Origin of the sequence: Pseudomonas sp. GL-B-19, from assembly GCF_019956415.1 — a bacterium.
Classification (GTDB): Bacteria; Pseudomonadota; Gammaproteobacteria; order Pseudomonadales; family Pseudomonadaceae; genus Aquipseudomonas.
The window spans coordinates 42,887-59,858 of the sequence record NZ_JAHBDK010000022.1 but is presented as its reverse complement, the minus strand read 5'-3'; the positions used below and the strand labels follow the sequence as shown (position 1 = coordinate 59,858).

Below are 16,972 nucleotides of genomic sequence, written 5' to 3'. Positions count from 1 at the left end.
CTTGGGCAGGTCAGCAAGTCGTCTGTTGAGTAGGAACGAGGACAGTGAAATAAAATTTAACGGGAAAGGATCAATGGGCGTCCCACTGGCGCATCCGTACCCGGCAATGCTTCATCGCATTGACGATATGCTTTTCCACCAGGGCTCGCGAAATGCCCAAGCGTTCGGCGATCTCCGGGTGGGACAGCCCCTCGATCTTGCGCAGCAGAAAACTATCGCGACACAGCGGTGGCAATTGCGCCAAGGCACGCTGGAGCATTTGCAGGCGCTGGCCGTGATCGAGGCAGTTGTGCGGAGATGGCGTGAAGTAGCGTTCTTCGGTGTCGAGCACTTCCAGCGACTCGACCTGACGCAAGGCATTGCGCCGATGATCGTCGATCACCAGATTGAGTGCGGTGCGGTACAGAAACGCCCGGGGCTGTTCGATGGGCGTGTCGCTGGAACGCTCCAGGACCCGCACATATGCGTCATGCACCACATCTTCGGCCACCTGGCGGTTGCCTAGCTTGGCGTTCAGGAAACACACCAGCTCGCGATAGTAGTTTTCCAACATGACTCCCGGCCGCACGGGTGCGGTTTTTGTCCTTGAGCCCCCTCGTCGACCGCCGAAATAGGCAGTGGCACGATAGTGGCAGTTCGAGGTGCGTAATTTATAGTAATTCTCATGTAGATTTAAAGTATTGCTTTGTCTTGCCCGAGAAATAGTCTTGAGCTACAGGTGTAACCCTATGTGTCCACACCTAAATTCCCCGCCCCACTCCTCGTTTACAGGACAGCTCCCCGTCTCTGTCGACTCCCCGACAGCGTTCGGCTGTCGCCATTGTCTGCGCGCAGGTTGAACGACGGGCCGATACCCATTGGCCGGAACCCTGCATGAAACGTCCCCGACACACCCGACGCGCCCTGCTTGTAGCACTTTGTCTGATCCCCGTTATCGCCGTCGCCGCCTGGCAGGTCATCCCGCCCGGCCGCGATAAACTCGCCACCGTGGCCGTCAGCCGTGGCGATATTGAAAGCAGCGTCACCGCGTTGGGTACGCTGCAACCTCGACGTTATGTCGATGTCGGTGCTCAAGCGTCCGGGCAGATCCACCAAATTCACGTGGAGGTCGGCGACGTAGTCAAGGAAGGACAGCTGCTGGTGGAAATCGACCCGTCCACACAACAGGCCAAACTCGACGCCGGGCGTTTCTCCATCGAAAACCTCAAGGCGCAGCTTCAGGAGCAACGGGCTCTGCACGAGCTCGCCCGGCAGAAATACCAGCGCCAGCAGAACCTCAAGGCCGGCGGTGCCACCCGTGAAGAAGACGTGCAAACCGCTCAGGCCGAATTGCGCGCCACACAGGCGCGCATCGACATGTTCCAGGCACAGATCCGTCAGGCGCAAGCCAGCCTGCGCAGCGATCAGGCCGAACTGGGCTACACCCGCATCTACGCACCGATGTCTGGCACCGTGGTCGCCCTCGACGCCCGCGAAGGCCAGACCCTCAACGCACAGCAGCAGACACCATTGATTTTGCGCATCGCCAAACTGTCACCCATGACCGTTTGGGCCGAAGTTTCGGAAGCTGACATCGGCCACGTCAAACCCGGCATGAATGCCTGGTTCACCACCTTAAGCGGTGGCAGTCGTCGTTGGAGCAGCACCGTGCGGCAGATTCTGCCTGTACCGCCCAAGCCACTGGATCAGACCAGTCAGGGTGGCGGCAGCCCGGCCAGTTCGAGCAAAAGCGGCAGCGCGCGCGTAGTGCTGTACACCGTGTTGCTCGATGTCGATAACGCTGACAATGCATTGATGGCAGAAATGACGACGCAGGTGTTTTTCGTTTCCGACCAGGCAAAAAACGTCCTCACCGCGCCCATTGCGGCGTTGCAAGGTGGCGCAGAACCAGGCAACCAGACTGCGCAAGTCGTGGCCAAAAACGGCAGCGTCGAGCAGCGCGAAGTTCGCACCGGAATCAGTGATCGCCTGCGGGTGCAGATCCTCGGTGGCTTACAGGAAGGCGATCACCTGCTTATCGGCCCTGCCGACGGGAGCGGCGGTTGAATGCAGACGCCCCTGATCTACCTGCAAGACATCCGTAAAGCCTACGGTGGCGGCGATTCACCGCACGTTCATGTGCTGCGCGGCATCGACCTGTCGATCCATGCGGGAGAGTTCGTGGCGATTGTCGGCGCCTCCGGGTCCGGCAAATCGACGCTGATGAACATCCTCGGCTGCCTCGACCGCCCCACTTCGGGCGAATACCGCTTTGCCGGGGAAAACGTCGCCGGGCTCGACAGTGACGAACTGGCCTGGCTGCGCCGCGAAGCCTTTGGTTTTGTGTTTCAGGGGTATCACCTGATTCCGTCCGGCTCGGCTCAGGAAAACGTCGAGATGCCGGCCATCTACGCTGGCACCCCCGCCGCCGAACGCCATGCCCGCGCCGCCGCCCTGCTCGACCGCCTCGGCTTGGCCTCACGCACCGGCAACCGTCCGCACCAGCTCTCCGGCGGGCAACAGCAGCGGGTGTCCATTGCCCGCGCCTTGATGAACGGCGGCCACATTATCCTCGCCGACGAACCCACCGGCGCCCTCGACAGCCACAGCGGTGCCGAGGTCATGATGCTGCTCGATGAACTGGCGAGCCAGGGCCATGTGGTGATCCTGATCACCCACGACCGTGAAGTCGCGGCCCGGGCCAAACGCATCATCGAAATTCGCGACGGCCTGATCATCAGCGACAGCGCCCGTGACAATCCCGACGTGCAGGCTTCAGCCAACCCCGGCGCGTTGCAAGCCGTGGACCTGCGCAAGCGCCTGAGCGAAGGTGCCGAGGCCACTGGCGCGTGGAAAGGTGAACTGATCGACGCAGTGCAAGCCGCCTGGCGGGTAATGTGGATCAACCGCTTCCGCACGACGCTGACGCTGCTGGGGATCATCATCGGCGTGGCCTCGGTGGTGGTGATGCTGGCGGTGGGCGAAGGCAGCAAACGCCAGGTCATGGCGCAAATGGGCGCCTTTGGCTCGAACATCATTTACCTCAGCGGCACGGCCCCGAACCCGCGTACCGCACCGGGCATCGTCACCCTCGATGACGTCGCGGCAGTGGCCAGCCTGCCGCAAGTGATGCGGATCATGCCGGTCAATGGCCAGGAGGCCGGGGTGCGTTTCGGTAACCTCGACCACTTGAGTTACGTCGGTGGTAACGACACCAATTTTCCGGCGATCTTCAATTGGCCGGTGGTCGAAGGCAGCTACTTCACCGAGGCCGATGAACAAAACGCCGCGGCGGTCGCTGTGATCGGACACAAAGTGCGGACCAAATTGCTCAAGGACGTGGCCAACCCGATCGGCCAATACATCCTGATCGAAAACGTGCCGTTTCAGGTGGTCGGCGTCCTCGCGGAAAAAGGTGCGAGCTCCGGCGATTCCGACAGTGACGACCGCATTGCCATCCCCTACTCCGCCGCCAGCGTCCGGTTGTTCGGTACCCATAATCCCGAATACGTGGCCATCGCCGCCGCCGATGCGCGCAAGGTCAAAGAGACTGAGATGGCCATCGAGCAGTTGATGCTGCGGCTGCATAACGGCAAGAAGGATTTCGAGCTGACCAACAACGCCGCGATGATCCAGGCCGAAGCACGCACGCAAAACACCCTGTCGCTGATGCTCGGCTCGATTGCCGCGATTTCCTTGCTGGTGGGGGGGATCGGCGTGATGAACATCATGCTGATGACCGTGCGCGAACGCACCCGCGAGATCGGTATCCGCATGGCCACCGGCGCCCGACAGCGCGACATCCTGCGGCAGTTTCTCACCGAAGCGGTGATGCTCTCGGTGGTCGGTGGCCTGGCCGGGATCGCCTTGGCGCTGATCGTCGGCGGTGTGCTGATTCTCAGCGAAGTCGCTGTCGCGTTCTCCTTGATAGCGGTGCTCGGCGCCTTCGGCTGCGCCCTGGTCACCGGTGTTGTCTTCGGCTTCATGCCGGCCCGCAAAGCTGCCCGACTCGACCCGGTCACGGCCCTTACCAGTGAATGATCTTTCCATGAAGCCGTCACTCAGTCTGTTGACTCTCTGCCTGTTGCTCGGTGCTTGCGCCAGCCCCGCCCAGCGCCCGGACAGCGGCCTCCAACCGCCCGCCGACTGGCAATCACCGCACAATAAAAGCACCACCCGCAGCAACCAGCAATGGTGGACCCAGTTCGGTAGCCCGCAGCTGGACCAACTGATCGAACAGGCGCGTGTCGGCAGTTTCGATCTGGCCGCCGCCATCGCCCGGGTGCGTCAGGCACAGGCGGAAACGGTGGTGGCCGGCGGTTCGCAGCTGCCGCAGGTCACGGCGGGGTTGAATGCCAACCGGCAAAAACTGCTGCGTGGCAATGGCTATAGCCAACTCGATGCCGACAGCGATAACAGCGCCGAGGATTACTTCAACGCCAACCTCAGCGCCAGCTACGAAATCGATTTCTGGGGCGGCCAGCGCGCCTCCCGCGACAGCGCACAATTTGCGTTGCAGGCCAGCCAGTTCGATCAGGCAACGGTGGAATTGACGCTGCTCAGCAGCGTTGCCAGCGGCTACGCACAAACCCTGTCGCTGCGTGAACAGAGCCACATCGCCGAACTGAACCTGGCGAACGCGCAGAGTGTTTTGAAACTGGTGCAGACGCGGTTTGATTCAGGCTCGGCGACCGCGCTGGAACTGGCGCAGCAAAAAAGCCTGGTCGCAACGCAACAACGGCAATTGCCGCTGGTGCAGCAACAGGCTCAGGACGCTTCGATCAGCCTCGCGGCCCTGCTCGGCCGGCCGGTGCAGCAATTGCCATTGAGCCTGGAACATTTCGATCAACTGTCATGGCCGACCATCGACGCTGGCGTGCCCAGTGAACTGATCCGGCGCCGCCCGGACATTGCCCGTGCCGAAGCACAACTGGCCGCAGCACAGGCGAATGTCACCGTGGCCCGCGCCGCGATGTTGCCGACCGTGACCTTGAGCGCTGAAATCGGCTCGGGGGCTGACCGCGCCGCCGATATGTTGCGCAACCCGTTTTACAACCTGACCGCAGGCCTGGTCGCACCGATCTTCAATAATGGTCGCCTCAGCGCTCAGCGTGACAAGGCCACAGCCCGCCAGGAAGAGCTGCTGGAAACCTATCGCGGCGCGATCATCAACGGTTTTGCCGACGTGGAAAAAGCGCTGAACAGCATTCGTGGTCTGGATGAACAGCGGCAGTGGCAAGGTGAGGAACTGAAGCAGGCGCAGACCGCATTCGATATCGCTCAGAGCCGCTACCAGGCCGGGGCCGAGGATTTGCTGACGGTGCTGGAGACGCAACGCACCTTGTATGCGGCGCAGGATCTGAATGTGCAGCTGCGGTTGTCGCGGTTGCAGGCGAGTATTGCGCTGTACAAGGCGTTGGGTGGGGGGTGGCAGGTTTTGTGATTTTCAGTGTTAGAAAGTCCGCCATCGCGAGCAGGCTCGCTCCCACAATGGAACTGTGTTCACAGGACAAATGTGGGAGCGAGCCTGCTCGCGATTGAACGATAACGCTGTATTCCTGATTAACTGGTAACCGGCTTAGCCTTCAAATGCCGCGCATACCAAGGCCGCTGCGGCACTTTGCGGAACATATCCGCCAGCTTCTTCTCATCCTCGCCAAATGTTATCCGCAGCGCCAGCTTCATGGTTTCGGGGTCCATCTCCACCGACTTGCCCGCCTGCAACCCCGGCGTGGTGCTGCAACCATGGGTGCTCGGCCCCAACCACGGGTCAGCGACTTCCACCCAACGCCCCGGGGAAAACCATGGCACGCCGTTAACCTCCAGCCGACTCACCTCCCCCGGATGAAAGCGTTCATGCGCGCGAAACCAGTCTTCCAGTCGATCATCGATCCAGCCATGGAAATACCAGAATACCGGGTTCACATGGGACGAAAACGGATCGCCGAGGAAGTCGTTTTCCGGTGCAAACCAGCGTGCGGAAAAGTCCGCCGGATCCCTGGCGAATGGCACTGGCTGGCCGTTGGATGGATCCCGTGGCACCGAGGCCCAGCGCATGTGCAACCAGTCGTGCAGACCCAACTCAACCTCTGAACCGAACTGGCCCAGGGTCAGCTTCGACAGATAACGCGGGTCGCGGTAGCGCGACTCCCAGACCTGGAAATTACTGTGATACGTCTCGGCAGTCTTGATGTCGCTGACCCATTGCGAATATTCAGCATCGTCGTCGGCCACCCAGGTCGGCGGCAGCGCGGTGCCGTCGTGGTTGTCGCAGTATTGGGCGAAGCCGATGCGATCACGGGCCAGTTCCGGTTGCGGCAACGGGAAGTGTGGCCATGACGGCAAGTCCTGCATCGACCGCGCCGTGCCGAGCATGTGCCGATGCATGAAAAAAAAGTCCACGCCCGAGCCATTGCGATCCTTGCGCGCACCACGGGCATCGCGCTCCTTGTCGCGCGGGCCGGGCTGCCAGCCGAGGCCACGCAAGGCATTGCGTTTGTCTTCGGACAAGGTGTGCCATTTGTCCCGAGAAGCATGCCAGAGCTGGTGAAACAGCCGATGCTCGGGCGAAATCAGCCAGGCCAGCAGCGATGCATTGAGCCCGGTGCGCTCGCGGGCTTCGGGGAATACCCGTTTGACGGCGATGAAGCGATTGTCCTGCGCGGTCATCATCAGCGGACGATCAAGGTTCAATACGCGACCACTGAGCGTGCCTCTGCCAGCGTTACCGAAACCGGCCCAGACTTCGTCCAGCGCCATGCTGAATTCGTAATCGGGGGTGCCCTGCGCCGCATTGGCATTGACCAACCGCCAGCTCAATTGCGCCGCCTTGACATCGGCCAGATCACCTAGCACCCGGTAACGCGGGGCTTCGTTGGAACGCAAACGCTCGGCCGTGTCGAGGATCCCGATCAGGCCGCGCCCTTTGTGGCCGACGTCAAGAAACACTTCCAGACCATCACGAGGCAAACCTTCAATCCCGGCGTCACGGCCTTCAAAACGAATCTGCCAAACGCCCCGTAGCGTGTCCGCCAGCCGCTGGCCGGCGACATCCGCCACATCAAAAGAAGCTTCGCCGGGGGTAATCGTCGGATCCGCTTTCGTCCATTCACGATGCCCATAAAAAACCGCAGGCACCGCAACGCCGGTCAGCGCCAGGCCTGCCATGAACCCTCGTCGAGAAATCGTCATTGCCCTACCTGTGTCAGCCATGGAGCAGGCTTTATCCAAGTTAGAACGTTCGTCCCCTCCGGAAATTTAAAAGCATCGCTGGCAAGCCAGCTCCTACAGAGATTGTTTGTACACCGAAGATCCACTGTAGGAGCTGGCTTGCCAGCGAAGAGGCCATCAGCCCCCCTAAATTTCCAACGGCATAACTCGTTCCTCCCAGATAGCAAAGCCCCCCCACGCCCACACCGGGGCAACGAACCTGACTGAGATGAACATGACAAAACCACGTTCAAAAAAGGCGCTTTACCTCGGCCTGCCACTTGCGCTGGCGATCAGCGCCGTTGCCGGCTACGCGGTCTGGGAACACTGGTTCAAAGACAACCCCGGCCACCCGATCAAGGTGATGCAACAGGCCGATGAGCTGCAAACACGCATCCTCTCCTTCGACAGCCACGTCACCGTGCCGCTGGACTTCGGCACCGCCGGCAACGAAGCCGACAAGGACGGCAGCGGCCAGTTCGACCTGGTCAAAACCGGACGCGGACGCCTCTCCGGCGCCGCCCTGACCATCTTCGGCTGGCCGGAAATCTGGAACGGCGCCAACGCCCCGCACCGCCCAACCGCAGGCTTTGTCGACGAAGCCCGGTTCGAGCAGGAAACCCGCTACAAAATCATCAGCGCCATGGTCCGCGATTTCCCCAATCAAGTCGCCATCGCCTACACCCCGGACGATTTCCGCCGGTTGCACGGCGAAGGCAAGTTCGCGGTGTTCATCAGCATGCTCAACGCCTACCCGTTGGGCAACGACCTGAACGCGCTGGACACATGGGCCGCTCGCGGCATGCGCATGTTCGGCTTCAGCTACGTGGGCAACAACGCCTGGGCTGACTCATCGCGGCCGCTGCCGTTCTTCAATGATTCGCGGGACGCCCTCGGTGGCCTGTCGGACATCGGTAAACAAGCGGTGCATCGCCTCAATGACCTCGGCGTGATCATCGATGTCTCGCAGATGTCGACCAAGGCCCTGGAACAAGTCGCGCAATTGAGCCGCACGCCGATGGTCGCCTCGCACTCAGCGCCTCGCGCGCTGGTGGACATCCCGCGAAACCTCAGCGACCAGGAAATGCAGCTGATCAAAAACAGCGGCGGCGTGGTGCAAATTGTCGGCTTCCCGACCTACATCCGCCCCTTGAGCCAAACCACCCAGGACAAACTCAACGCCCTGCGCGCCCGCTTCGACCTGCAACCGCTGCAAGGCCTGGAAATGGCGCTGATGCCCGGCGACCCGGTGATCACCGTCTGGTCCGAGCAACGCTTCGGCGAGTACGCCAGCCAGCTCTACGCGATTGTCGATGAAGAACCGAAAGCCACGCTCAAGGACTACGGCGACGCGATTGATTATGCGGTGAAGAAAATCGGCATCGATCACGTGGGCATCAGCTCCGACTTCAACGACGGCGGCGGCCTTGAGGGCTGGAAGGATGTCAGCGAGGCCCGCAACGTCACGGCCGAACTGATCAGTCGCGGCTACAGCGAGGCTGATATCGCCAAGCTGTGGGGCGGCAATTTCCTGCGGGTCTGGGACCAGGTGCAGAAGTCTTCCAGGCCGGTGGCGAAAAACTGAATCCTCTTTGCAAAAGCGAACCTTGCTGATGACCAACCGTCGTTCATTCCTCAAGCAGGCGGGGATTCTCGCGGCCGGCCTGCCCCTGAGCAGCGCTGTGATGTTGCCGGCGCGGGCTGCCACTGCGCAGCCGCTGCCCAAGGACAAGTGGGCGCAATTGCGCCAACTGTTCGATCAGGATCCGGACTATTTGCACTTCGCCAACTTTCTGGTGACTTCGCACCCACGACCGGTGCGCGAGGCCATCGAACGGCACCGCGTCAACCTCGACCGCAACCCCGGCCGGGCGATGGACTGGGACTTGGGCGAAACGGAAAAACGTGAGCAGGACGTGCGTGCCTGGGCCGGGCGTTACCTCAAGGCCAAGCCTGAACAAATCGCCCTCACCGGCAGCACCACCGAGGGTCTGTCGCTGATCTACGGCGGCATTCATGTGCGCCCGGATCAGGAAATCCTCACCACCGAGCATGAACACTACGCCACCCACTATGCGCTGGATTACCGTCAGCAAAAGGACGGGGTCAAGGTGCGCAAGCTCAAGCTGTTCGAGAACAGCCGCGACATTTCCGTTGATGAAGTGCTCGGTTCGATCAGCAAAGGCATCCGCCCGCAAACCCGCGTGCTCGGCATGACCTGGGTGCAATCGGGCAGCGGCGTGAAGCTGCCGATTGGCGAGATTGGCAAACTGGTGGAAGAACAGAACCGCAATCGCGAAGAAAAGGACCGCATTCTGTATGTGGTTGACGGCGTGCACGGTTTCGGCGTCGAGGACCTCGACTTCCCCGACATGCACTGCGATTTCTTCATCGCCGGCACCCACAAATGGATGTTCGGCCCGCGCGGCACCGGGATCATTTGCGCCCGCTCCGCTGAACTCAAGGACGTCACGCCGACCATTCCGACGTTCTCCGAAGCCACCACCTTCTCAACCATCATGACCCCCGGCGGCTATCACAGCTTTGAACATCGCTGGGCGCTGGACGAGGCGTTCAAGCTGCACCTGGAACTGGGCAAAGCCGAGGTGCAGGCACGCATTCATGCGCTCAACACCTATGCAAAAAACCGCCTGCTGGAGCATCCGCAGATCGAACTGGTCACGCCAAAGAGCCCGGACCTGTCCGCCGGTTTCACCTTCTTCCGGATCAAGGACCGCGACTGCGAAAAAGTCGCTGCCCAACTGATGGAAAACCGCGTGGTTTGCGACTCGGTGGAGCGCGACGTTGGCCCGGTGATTCGTATTGCGCCTGGCCTGCTCAACACGGAAGACCAGATCGACCGCTTCATGGCCCTGCTGAACAAAACCGCATGACGCTGATCCCCTGTAGGAGTGAGCCGGCTCCGGGCGGCGTTCCGACGATGAGGCCAGCCCATTCAACATTGATGGTGACTGACCCACCGCTATCGCGAGCAGGCTCACTCCTACATTGGACCTGGCGTGACACCCGTTTTTTATATCGAGATCACTCATGAACCGAGATCAATTGACCCTGCCGCTCAAGGCTCTCGCCCTGACCGCGCTCATGGCCGGCCTGTTGCCCACCGCCGCCCAGGCCGCCACCGCACCGCCACCCGGCAAAGTATTCAAGGACTGCCGCGACTGCCCGGAAATGGTGGTGCTGCCCGCCGGCACTTTCACCATGGGCACGCCGGACGATGAAGTCGGTCGCGAGCCCGACGAAGGTCCGATGTACGACGTGACCTTCGCCAAGCCGTTCGCCATGAGCCGCTTCCAGATCACCGCCGGCGAGTGGGACAGCTACGTGCGCGAAAGTGGGGTGATCATTGCCAACGGCGATACCCGGCCGGGCCGCGAATGCATCGCCAGCAAACCGCGTTATCCGCAAACCCCGCGCCAGCCCGCGGTGTGCATGAACTTCGATGACGTCAAAAACTACGTCGCGTGGTTGTCGAAAAAAACCGGGCAGACGTACCACATGGTCAGCGAAGCCCAACGCGAATATGCCGCGCGCGGTGGCACAAAAGGCCCGTTCCCCTTTCCGTTCGATGAAGGCAAGGCCTACAGCATTGCCAGGCACGCCAACACCTATGGCCCGGCGGACGGTTACAGCTACAGCTCGCCGGTGGGCAGCTACCCGCCCAATGCGTTCGGTATGTACGACATGCACGGCAACGTTTACGAATGGGTCGAAGACTGCGAACACCCGAACTACATCGGTGCCCCCACCGATGGCAGCGCGTGGTTGGAACCCAACTGCGAAGCCGTGCGCATTCGCGGTAACGATTGGGGTGAAGCCCCGGTGTTCTCCCGCTCCGGCAACCGCAACAGCCAGTACCCGCAAGAGCGCGGCGACTGGATAGGCTTGCGCGTTGTGCGTGACCTGTAGGAGCCGAGCTTGCTCGCGATAGCGGACTAACAGTCAACACTTCTATCGACTGGAAGGTAGCCATCGCGAGCAAGCTCGGCTCCTACAGGGTTGTGTGTGTGGTCGCCGCCAGTCGGCGGTCGCTAAATTAAGCCTTGGATCAGACGTTCTACTGGGTATCTGCCTTACGACCCAAGGAACTGTCTCCCATGCCCCAGCCAACCCGTGGCGCCCTCGGCGAATTGTTCGCCCTGTTGAAACCCTTTCGGCTGATCGTCGCCGCGTCCATTTTCCTGGGCATGGTCGGCGGCCTGAGCGTCACGGTCTTGCTGGCAACCATCAACAACGCCCTGCATTCGGACACCGGCCTGACCCAAGGCGTCGTCGCGCTGTTCGCCGGCTTGTGCTTGCTGGCGCTGCTGAGCTCAATCTGCTCCGACATCGGCACCAACTATGTCGGCCAGCACATCATTGCCAAGCTGCGTAAACAGCTGGGCGAAAAAGTCCTGTCGGCGCCCATCGAACAGATCGAACGCTACCGCAGCCACCGGCTGATTCCGGTGCTGACCCATGACGTTGATACCATCAGCGACTTCGCCTTCGCCTTCGCCCCGCTGGCGATTTCCGTGACCGTGACCTTGGGTTGCATGGGCTATCTGGCCATTCTGTCGTGGCCAATGTTCCTGATCATGGTGGCGGCGATCCTGATCGGCACGGCGATTCAGGCCTACGCCCAGAGCAAAGGCGTGCAGGGTTTCATGGCCGCCCGCGACGCCGAAGACGAACTGCAAAAGCACTACAACGCGATTGCCGAAGGGGCCAAGGAACTACGCATCCATCGCCCGCGTCGCCAGCGCATGTTTGTCTCGGGTATCAAGGCCACCGCCGAATTCATCTGCAACACCCAGGTGCGCTCGATCAACACCTTCGTGATCGCCAAGACCTTTGGCTCAATGCTGTTCTTCGTGGTCATCGGCCTGGCGCTGGCCTTGCAAACCTTCTGGCCGAGCGCCGATAAAACCGTGATGAGCGGCTTCGTACTGGTGCTGCTGTACATGAAAGGCCCGCTGGAACACTTGATCAGCACGCTGCCGATTGTCAGCCGCGCACAAATTGCTTTCCGTCGCATCGCCGAGTTGTCCGAGCAGTTTTCCACCCCCGAACCGCATCTCCTGCTGAGCGATCATGGCCCGGTCAAACACGCGGTGCACGAACTGAAACTGGCCGAGGTGCGTTTCGCTTTTCCGGCAGCCGAAGGCGCGGTGCCGTTCCAGCTCGGGCCGGTGAACCTGACGATCAAGCAAGGCGATATCACCTTTATCGTCGGCGAGAACGGTTGCGGCAAGACCACGCTGATCAAGTTGCTGCTGGGTTTGTACACGCCGCAGCAGGGCGAGATCAGCGTCAACGGCGAGGCCATCGACGCGCAGAATCGCGATGATTATCGCCAGTTGTTCACCACGATATTCGCCGACTACTACCTGTTCGATGACGTGGTCCAGGGCGACACGCACATCCCCGAAGACGCGAACGAATACCTGCAACGGCTGGAGATCGCGCACAAGGTCAGCGTCAAGGACGGCAGCTTCACCACCACCGACCTGTCCACCGGCCAGCGCAAGCGCCTGGCGCTGGTCAACGCCTGGCTGGAGGAGCGTCCGGTGTTGGTGTTCGATGAGTGGGCGGCCGACCAGGACCCGACCTTCCGCCGGATCTTCTACACCGAGCTGCTGCCGGACCTCAAACGTCTGGGCAAGACCATCATCGTGATTTCCCACGATGACCGTTATTTCGATGTCGCCGACCAACTGGTGCGCATGGAAAGCGGCCGGGTGGTCACTGAGCTGACCCTGGCCTGATGACCGAATACCTGTGGGAGCGAGCCTGCTCGCGATAGGGCCATCACCTTTAGCATTGATGGTGACTGATTCACCGCTATCGCGAGCAGGCTCACTCCCACAGTTTGTTCACCTGATTGACCGGCATTTGGGCTACCCAAATGGCCCCTGTGCCTGCACAAATTCTCCCTTCTGAATTTTATTTCCCAGGTTTCTTTCCGGTTTTGCGTCCGCGCCCCGTCTTAATAATCATTCTTATTAACAACAACTCTGCACAACATTTTTCAGGAGCTCAGGTAAGTAATGCGACTTCTACCACGCCGCACACCTCTCGCGTTGGCCGTACAGCGCCCGTCTTTGCATCTGCTCACCAGCGTGCTGCTGACTGCCACCTTGCTGGGGAGCTCGATGGCCAATGCTGCACCTGTGAAAGTGAATGTTGCCGTCCAGCCGCTTTCCAACGCGTTGACCGAACTGGGCATGCAGACCAACTTGCAAATCCTTTACAGCCCGGATCAGGTGGCGGGCATCAAGTCGCGCGCGGTCTCCGGTTCACTGGAACCGAGCGACGCCCTGAAGGCGCTGTTGCAAGGCACTGGCATTTCGTTCCAGATCAATGGCAACACCGTGACCCTGGTGTCTGGCGGCGGTTCGGGCCTGCAACTGGGCGCGACCACCATTTCCGGACAGGCCTTGGGCATGACCACAGAAGACACCGGCTCCTACACCACCGGCGCCACCACCACCGCGATCGGGCTGCCGTTGACCATTCGCGAAACGCCGCAAACGGTGACCGTGGTCACGCGTCAAATGATGGACGACCGCGGTGTACAAAGCGTTGCCGACGCGTTGCGCAACACGCCCGGCGTCACAACGCAAAAGTACGACAGTGACCGCACCGAGTTTTCCGCCCGTGGTTTTGCCATCACCAACTTTCAGTACGACGGCGTCAACATTCCCTACGACGGCGTTTACGGTGAAAACCCGAACAACGGCGACGACGCGGCCAGCCTCGACCACATCGAAGTCATCAAGGGCGCTACCGGCCTGATGACCGGCGCTGGTGACCCGTCCGCCACGGTCAACCTGATCCGCAAGAAGCCGACCAAGGACTTCAAGGCCTCGGTCGCCGCCACTGCCGGCTACTGGGACAACTACCGCACCGAAGGCGACATCTCTGGTTCACTGACCGACTCTGGAAATGTGCGGGGGCGCTTTGTCGGCGCCTACCAGGACAAAGATTCGTACATGGACCATTACAGCCAGAAAAAAGACATCTACTACGGCATCCTCGAAGCCGATTTGACGGATGACACCTTGCTGACGTTCGGCGTCGACAAGTCCAGCGTCACCCCGCGCGGCAGCTCCTGGACCGGTAACGCACCGTACTTCACCGATGGCAGCCGTACCGACTTCTCGCGCAGTTTCAACCCGGGTGCCGACTGGAGCCGTCGTGATTTCGACAGCGTCACCTATTTCGCGTCGCTGGAACAAGCACTGGCCAATGACTGGAAATTCAAGGCCAGCTTCGACCAGAAAACCACCGATCACGATACCCAACTGGCCTCGGCCAGCGGTGGCTCCGCTGACCCCGTTACCGGCGAGGGCAATTTCCTGTACTGGGGTCGCTGGGAAGGTCATCGCGTACAGAACTCCGGGGACGTAAACCTCTCCGGGCCGTTTTCCCTGGGCGGGCGCGAGCATGAACTGGTGGCCGGCTTCATGGCTGCCCACTCGCGTCAGACGGGTGCGACCTACGACTCCAGCGCTTTCGAGCTGGTGCCGGGCAGCATCTTTGACTGGAACGGTGACCTGCCAAAACAGGAATTCCCGAAAAACGGCAAATACGAACGTACCCAGAGCCAGAACGGGATTTACATGGCCACGCGCCTGCGTCCGACCGACGACTTGTCGTTCATCCTCGGCGGTCGCCTGAGCACCTTCAAGTACAACGAAGACTACACCTACTATCCGGATGCAAACCTGACCGACACCCACGCCAGTTATAAGGAACATGGTGTCGTCACGCCGTACGCCGGGGTGGTCTATGACCTGGACGATACGTACTCGGTCTATGCCAGCTACACCAAGATCTACCAGCCACAGATCTACCAGGACGCCACCGGCTCAACCCTCGACCCGGTTGAAGGTGACAGCTACGAAACCGGCATCAAAGCGGCTTATTTCGAAGGCAAACTGAACGCCAGCTTTGCCCTGTTCCAGATTGACCAGGACAACGTTGCCCAGTACGTCATCACCGACGTAAACACCGGTCGAGACATCTATGAAGCCATCTCCGGCGCCACCACCAAAGGTGTGGAACTGGAACTGGCAGGCGCACTGGCGCAGGACTGGAACGTGTCTGCCGGCTACACCTACGCCCGTACCCGCGACAAGAATGAACAACGTATCTTCGGTTTCCCGTTGGCCTCCACCAAACCGGAACACGTGGTGCGTACGTTTACCACCTACCGCCTGCCCGGTGCGTTGGACCAGTTGACCATCGGTGGTGGCGTCAGCTGGCAGAGCGCGTTTTACGGCCAGAGCTACAACCCGAACGTGGGTAACGGCGAAGGTGGCAACACCCTGCTCAAGCAAGGCGGCTACACCCTCGTGGACCTGATGACGCGTTTTCAGTACGACGAGCACCTGAGCTTCACCGCCAATGCCAACAACGTCTTCGACAAAAAGTACATGTCGGGCCTGGGCAACTTCGGCACCACCTTCTACGGCGAGCCGCGTAATGTGCAGATCATGGCGAAGTATGATTTCTGAGGTGTGAGCTGAAATGAAAAATGCCCGTGTCGTGAGATGCGGGTATTTTTTTGGCTGAGAGATTTGTGTTGAATGTGAGTCCGCTATCGCGAGCAGGCTCGCTCCCACATTGGATTTTCGGCGTTCACAAACCCCATGTGGGAGCGAGCCTGCTCGCGATGGCAATAGTGGCCGCACCAGAAAGTCCCAATGCCTGGCACAAAAAACCGCCACCCCTTATCCAGAAATGGCGGTTTTTTCGATTAGGCTCAAATCCGCAAACGCACCCACCCCGCCACTTCCGTGTGAATCCCGGCAACCTCCCCCAACAACCCCGCCATGCGCATAAAGTCATGGGTCATGCCCGGCTGTTCCAGTAACGTCAGCTCATTCCCCGCCGCACGCAGCCGATCGGCATACGCCAACCCTTCGTCATGCAACGGATCATGCCCGGCCAGGTACACCAACGCCGGTGCCACACCCGACAGGTCTGCTGCGAGCAACGGCGAGCAGCGCCAGTCCGCGAGGTCCTGCGGAGTGCGCCCATAATGGGCGTAGAACCAGTCCAGCGTTGGCGTTTCCAGCAAATACCCCTCGGCGAAATCCCGATGCGAGGCGCGTTTCGTCGTCGCATCCGTCACCGGGTACAGCAGCACTTGCGCCTTGGGTTTCAACGCCAGTTCCTCAGGCTCACGCACCGCCATGATCGACAATACCGCGGCCAACGTCGCGCCCACGCTGTCACCCACCAACGCCACCCGAGTCGCGTCCAGCCCCCGCGCAGCGCCTTCACCTGCAAGCCAGTTGGCGGCATCGCAGGCATCCTGCACCGGTGTCGGGAACCGCCACTCTGGCGCCAAACGATAATCCACCGTCAACAGCACGAAACCACCCTGCGCCGCCAGTCGCCGGCACAGCGCATCATGGGAATCGAGGCTGCCGACCACATAACCGCCGCCATGGAAATACAACACCACCGGCTGCAACCCCTCGACCGCTTGCCCGTCGCGATACAGCCGCGCCGACAGGCTATGACCGTCGCGCGCAGCAATCGTAAAGTTCTCGCAGGAAACGCTACCCAGCGGTACATCGAGAAACCCAGAGGACGCTTCAAAATCAATCCGAGCCTGTTGCGGTGACTGTTCATGCATCGCGCGACTTTTGCCGGTCATCCGACCGAACTCGGCGAGTTCGAGAAATGCTTCAAGTTCTGGCAATACGGCCATGGGATGAGTCCTTCACACAAAGAGATCAATAATCAAACAAGGATCTGTAGGAGCATG

Annotated in this window: 11 protein-coding genes; 8 read left to right on the top strand and 3 right to left on the bottom strand. The window is 60.7% G+C overall.

What is annotated here, in order from left to right:
• Nucleotides 1–70 precede the first annotated feature (70 nt).
• The gene (locus KGB06_RS09240) at nucleotides 71–553 is read right to left on the bottom strand and encodes a sigma-70 family RNA polymerase sigma factor (RefSeq protein WP_317849374.1); all 483 of its coding nucleotides are present in this window, start codon (nucleotides 551–553) and stop codon (nucleotides 71–73) included.
• A 320-nt stretch (nucleotides 554–873) separates the two neighbouring features.
• Here KGB06_RS09240 and KGB06_RS09235 point away from each other — a divergent pair, with 320 nt between their 5' ends.
• The 3 genes from KGB06_RS09235 to KGB06_RS09225 are packed head-to-tail and all read left to right on the top strand — an operon-like array spanning nucleotide 874 to nucleotide 5,422.
• Nucleotides 874–2,046: an efflux RND transporter periplasmic adaptor subunit gene (locus tag KGB06_RS09235; RefSeq protein ID WP_223514325.1), complete on the top strand. Its 1,173-nt coding sequence runs from the start codon at nucleotides 874–876 to the stop codon at nucleotides 2,044–2,046.
• Nucleotides 2,047–4,020: a MacB family efflux pump subunit gene (locus KGB06_RS09230; protein ID WP_223514322.1), complete on the top strand. Its 1,974-nt coding sequence runs from the start codon at nucleotides 2,047–2,049 to the stop codon at nucleotides 4,018–4,020.
• Nucleotides 4,021–4,027: 7 nt separating this feature from the next.
• The gene (locus tag KGB06_RS09225; RefSeq protein ID WP_223514319.1) at nucleotides 4,028–5,422 is read left to right on the top strand and encodes an efflux transporter outer membrane subunit; all 1,395 of its coding nucleotides are present in this window, start codon (nucleotides 4,028–4,030) and stop codon (nucleotides 5,420–5,422) included.
• A gap of 119 nt (nucleotides 5,423–5,541) precedes the next feature.
• Here the strand turns inward: KGB06_RS09225 and KGB06_RS09220 are convergent, their stop codons facing one another.
• Nucleotides 5,542–7,170 carry a PvdJ/PvdD/PvdP-like protein gene (locus KGB06_RS09220; RefSeq protein WP_223514316.1) on the bottom strand — a complete coding sequence of 543 codons (1,629 nt, stop codon included), beginning with the start codon at nucleotides 7,168–7,170 and terminating at the stop codon, nucleotides 5,542–5,544.
• A gap of 253 nt (nucleotides 7,171–7,423) precedes the next feature.
• Between KGB06_RS09220 and pvdM the strand changes: the two genes are divergently transcribed.
• The 5 genes from pvdM to KGB06_RS09195 all read left to right on the top strand — a co-directional run bounded on the left by pvdM (nucleotide 7,424) and on the right by KGB06_RS09195 (nucleotide 15,710).
• Nucleotides 7,424–8,773 carry a pyoverdine-tailoring dipeptidase-like protein PvdM gene (gene pvdM, locus KGB06_RS09215; protein ID WP_223514314.1) on the top strand — a complete coding sequence of 450 codons (1,350 nt, stop codon included), beginning with the start codon at nucleotides 7,424–7,426 and terminating at the stop codon, nucleotides 8,771–8,773.
• A gap of 28 nt (nucleotides 8,774–8,801) precedes the next feature.
• The gene (locus KGB06_RS09210) at nucleotides 8,802–10,082 is read left to right on the top strand and encodes an aminotransferase class V-fold PLP-dependent enzyme (protein WP_223514479.1); all 1,281 of its coding nucleotides are present in this window, start codon (nucleotides 8,802–8,804) and stop codon (nucleotides 10,080–10,082) included.
• A 157-nt stretch (nucleotides 10,083–10,239) separates the two neighbouring features.
• Nucleotides 10,240–11,118, top strand: coding sequence for a formylglycine-generating enzyme family protein (locus tag KGB06_RS09205; RefSeq protein ID WP_223514297.1), 879 nt, complete (start codon nucleotides 10,240–10,242; stop codon nucleotides 11,116–11,118).
• Between the two features lie 188 nt (nucleotides 11,119–11,306).
• The gene (locus KGB06_RS09200; RefSeq protein WP_223514295.1) at nucleotides 11,307–12,956 is read left to right on the top strand and encodes a cyclic peptide export ABC transporter; all 1,650 of its coding nucleotides are present in this window, start codon (nucleotides 11,307–11,309) and stop codon (nucleotides 12,954–12,956) included.
• 282 nt (nucleotides 12,957–13,238) lie between these two features.
• Nucleotides 13,239–15,710, top strand: coding sequence for a TonB-dependent siderophore receptor (locus tag KGB06_RS09195; protein WP_223514293.1), 2,472 nt, complete (start codon nucleotides 13,239–13,241; stop codon nucleotides 15,708–15,710).
• Nucleotides 15,711–15,958: 248 nt separating this feature from the next.
• On the opposite strand, the gene KGB06_RS09190 is transcribed toward KGB06_RS09195, so the two are convergent.
• A complete protein-coding gene (locus KGB06_RS09190) occupies nucleotides 15,959–16,915 on the bottom strand; it encodes an alpha/beta hydrolase (RefSeq protein ID WP_223514291.1) in 957 nt (318 codons plus the stop codon).
• Nucleotides 16,916–16,972 lie beyond the last annotated feature (57 nt).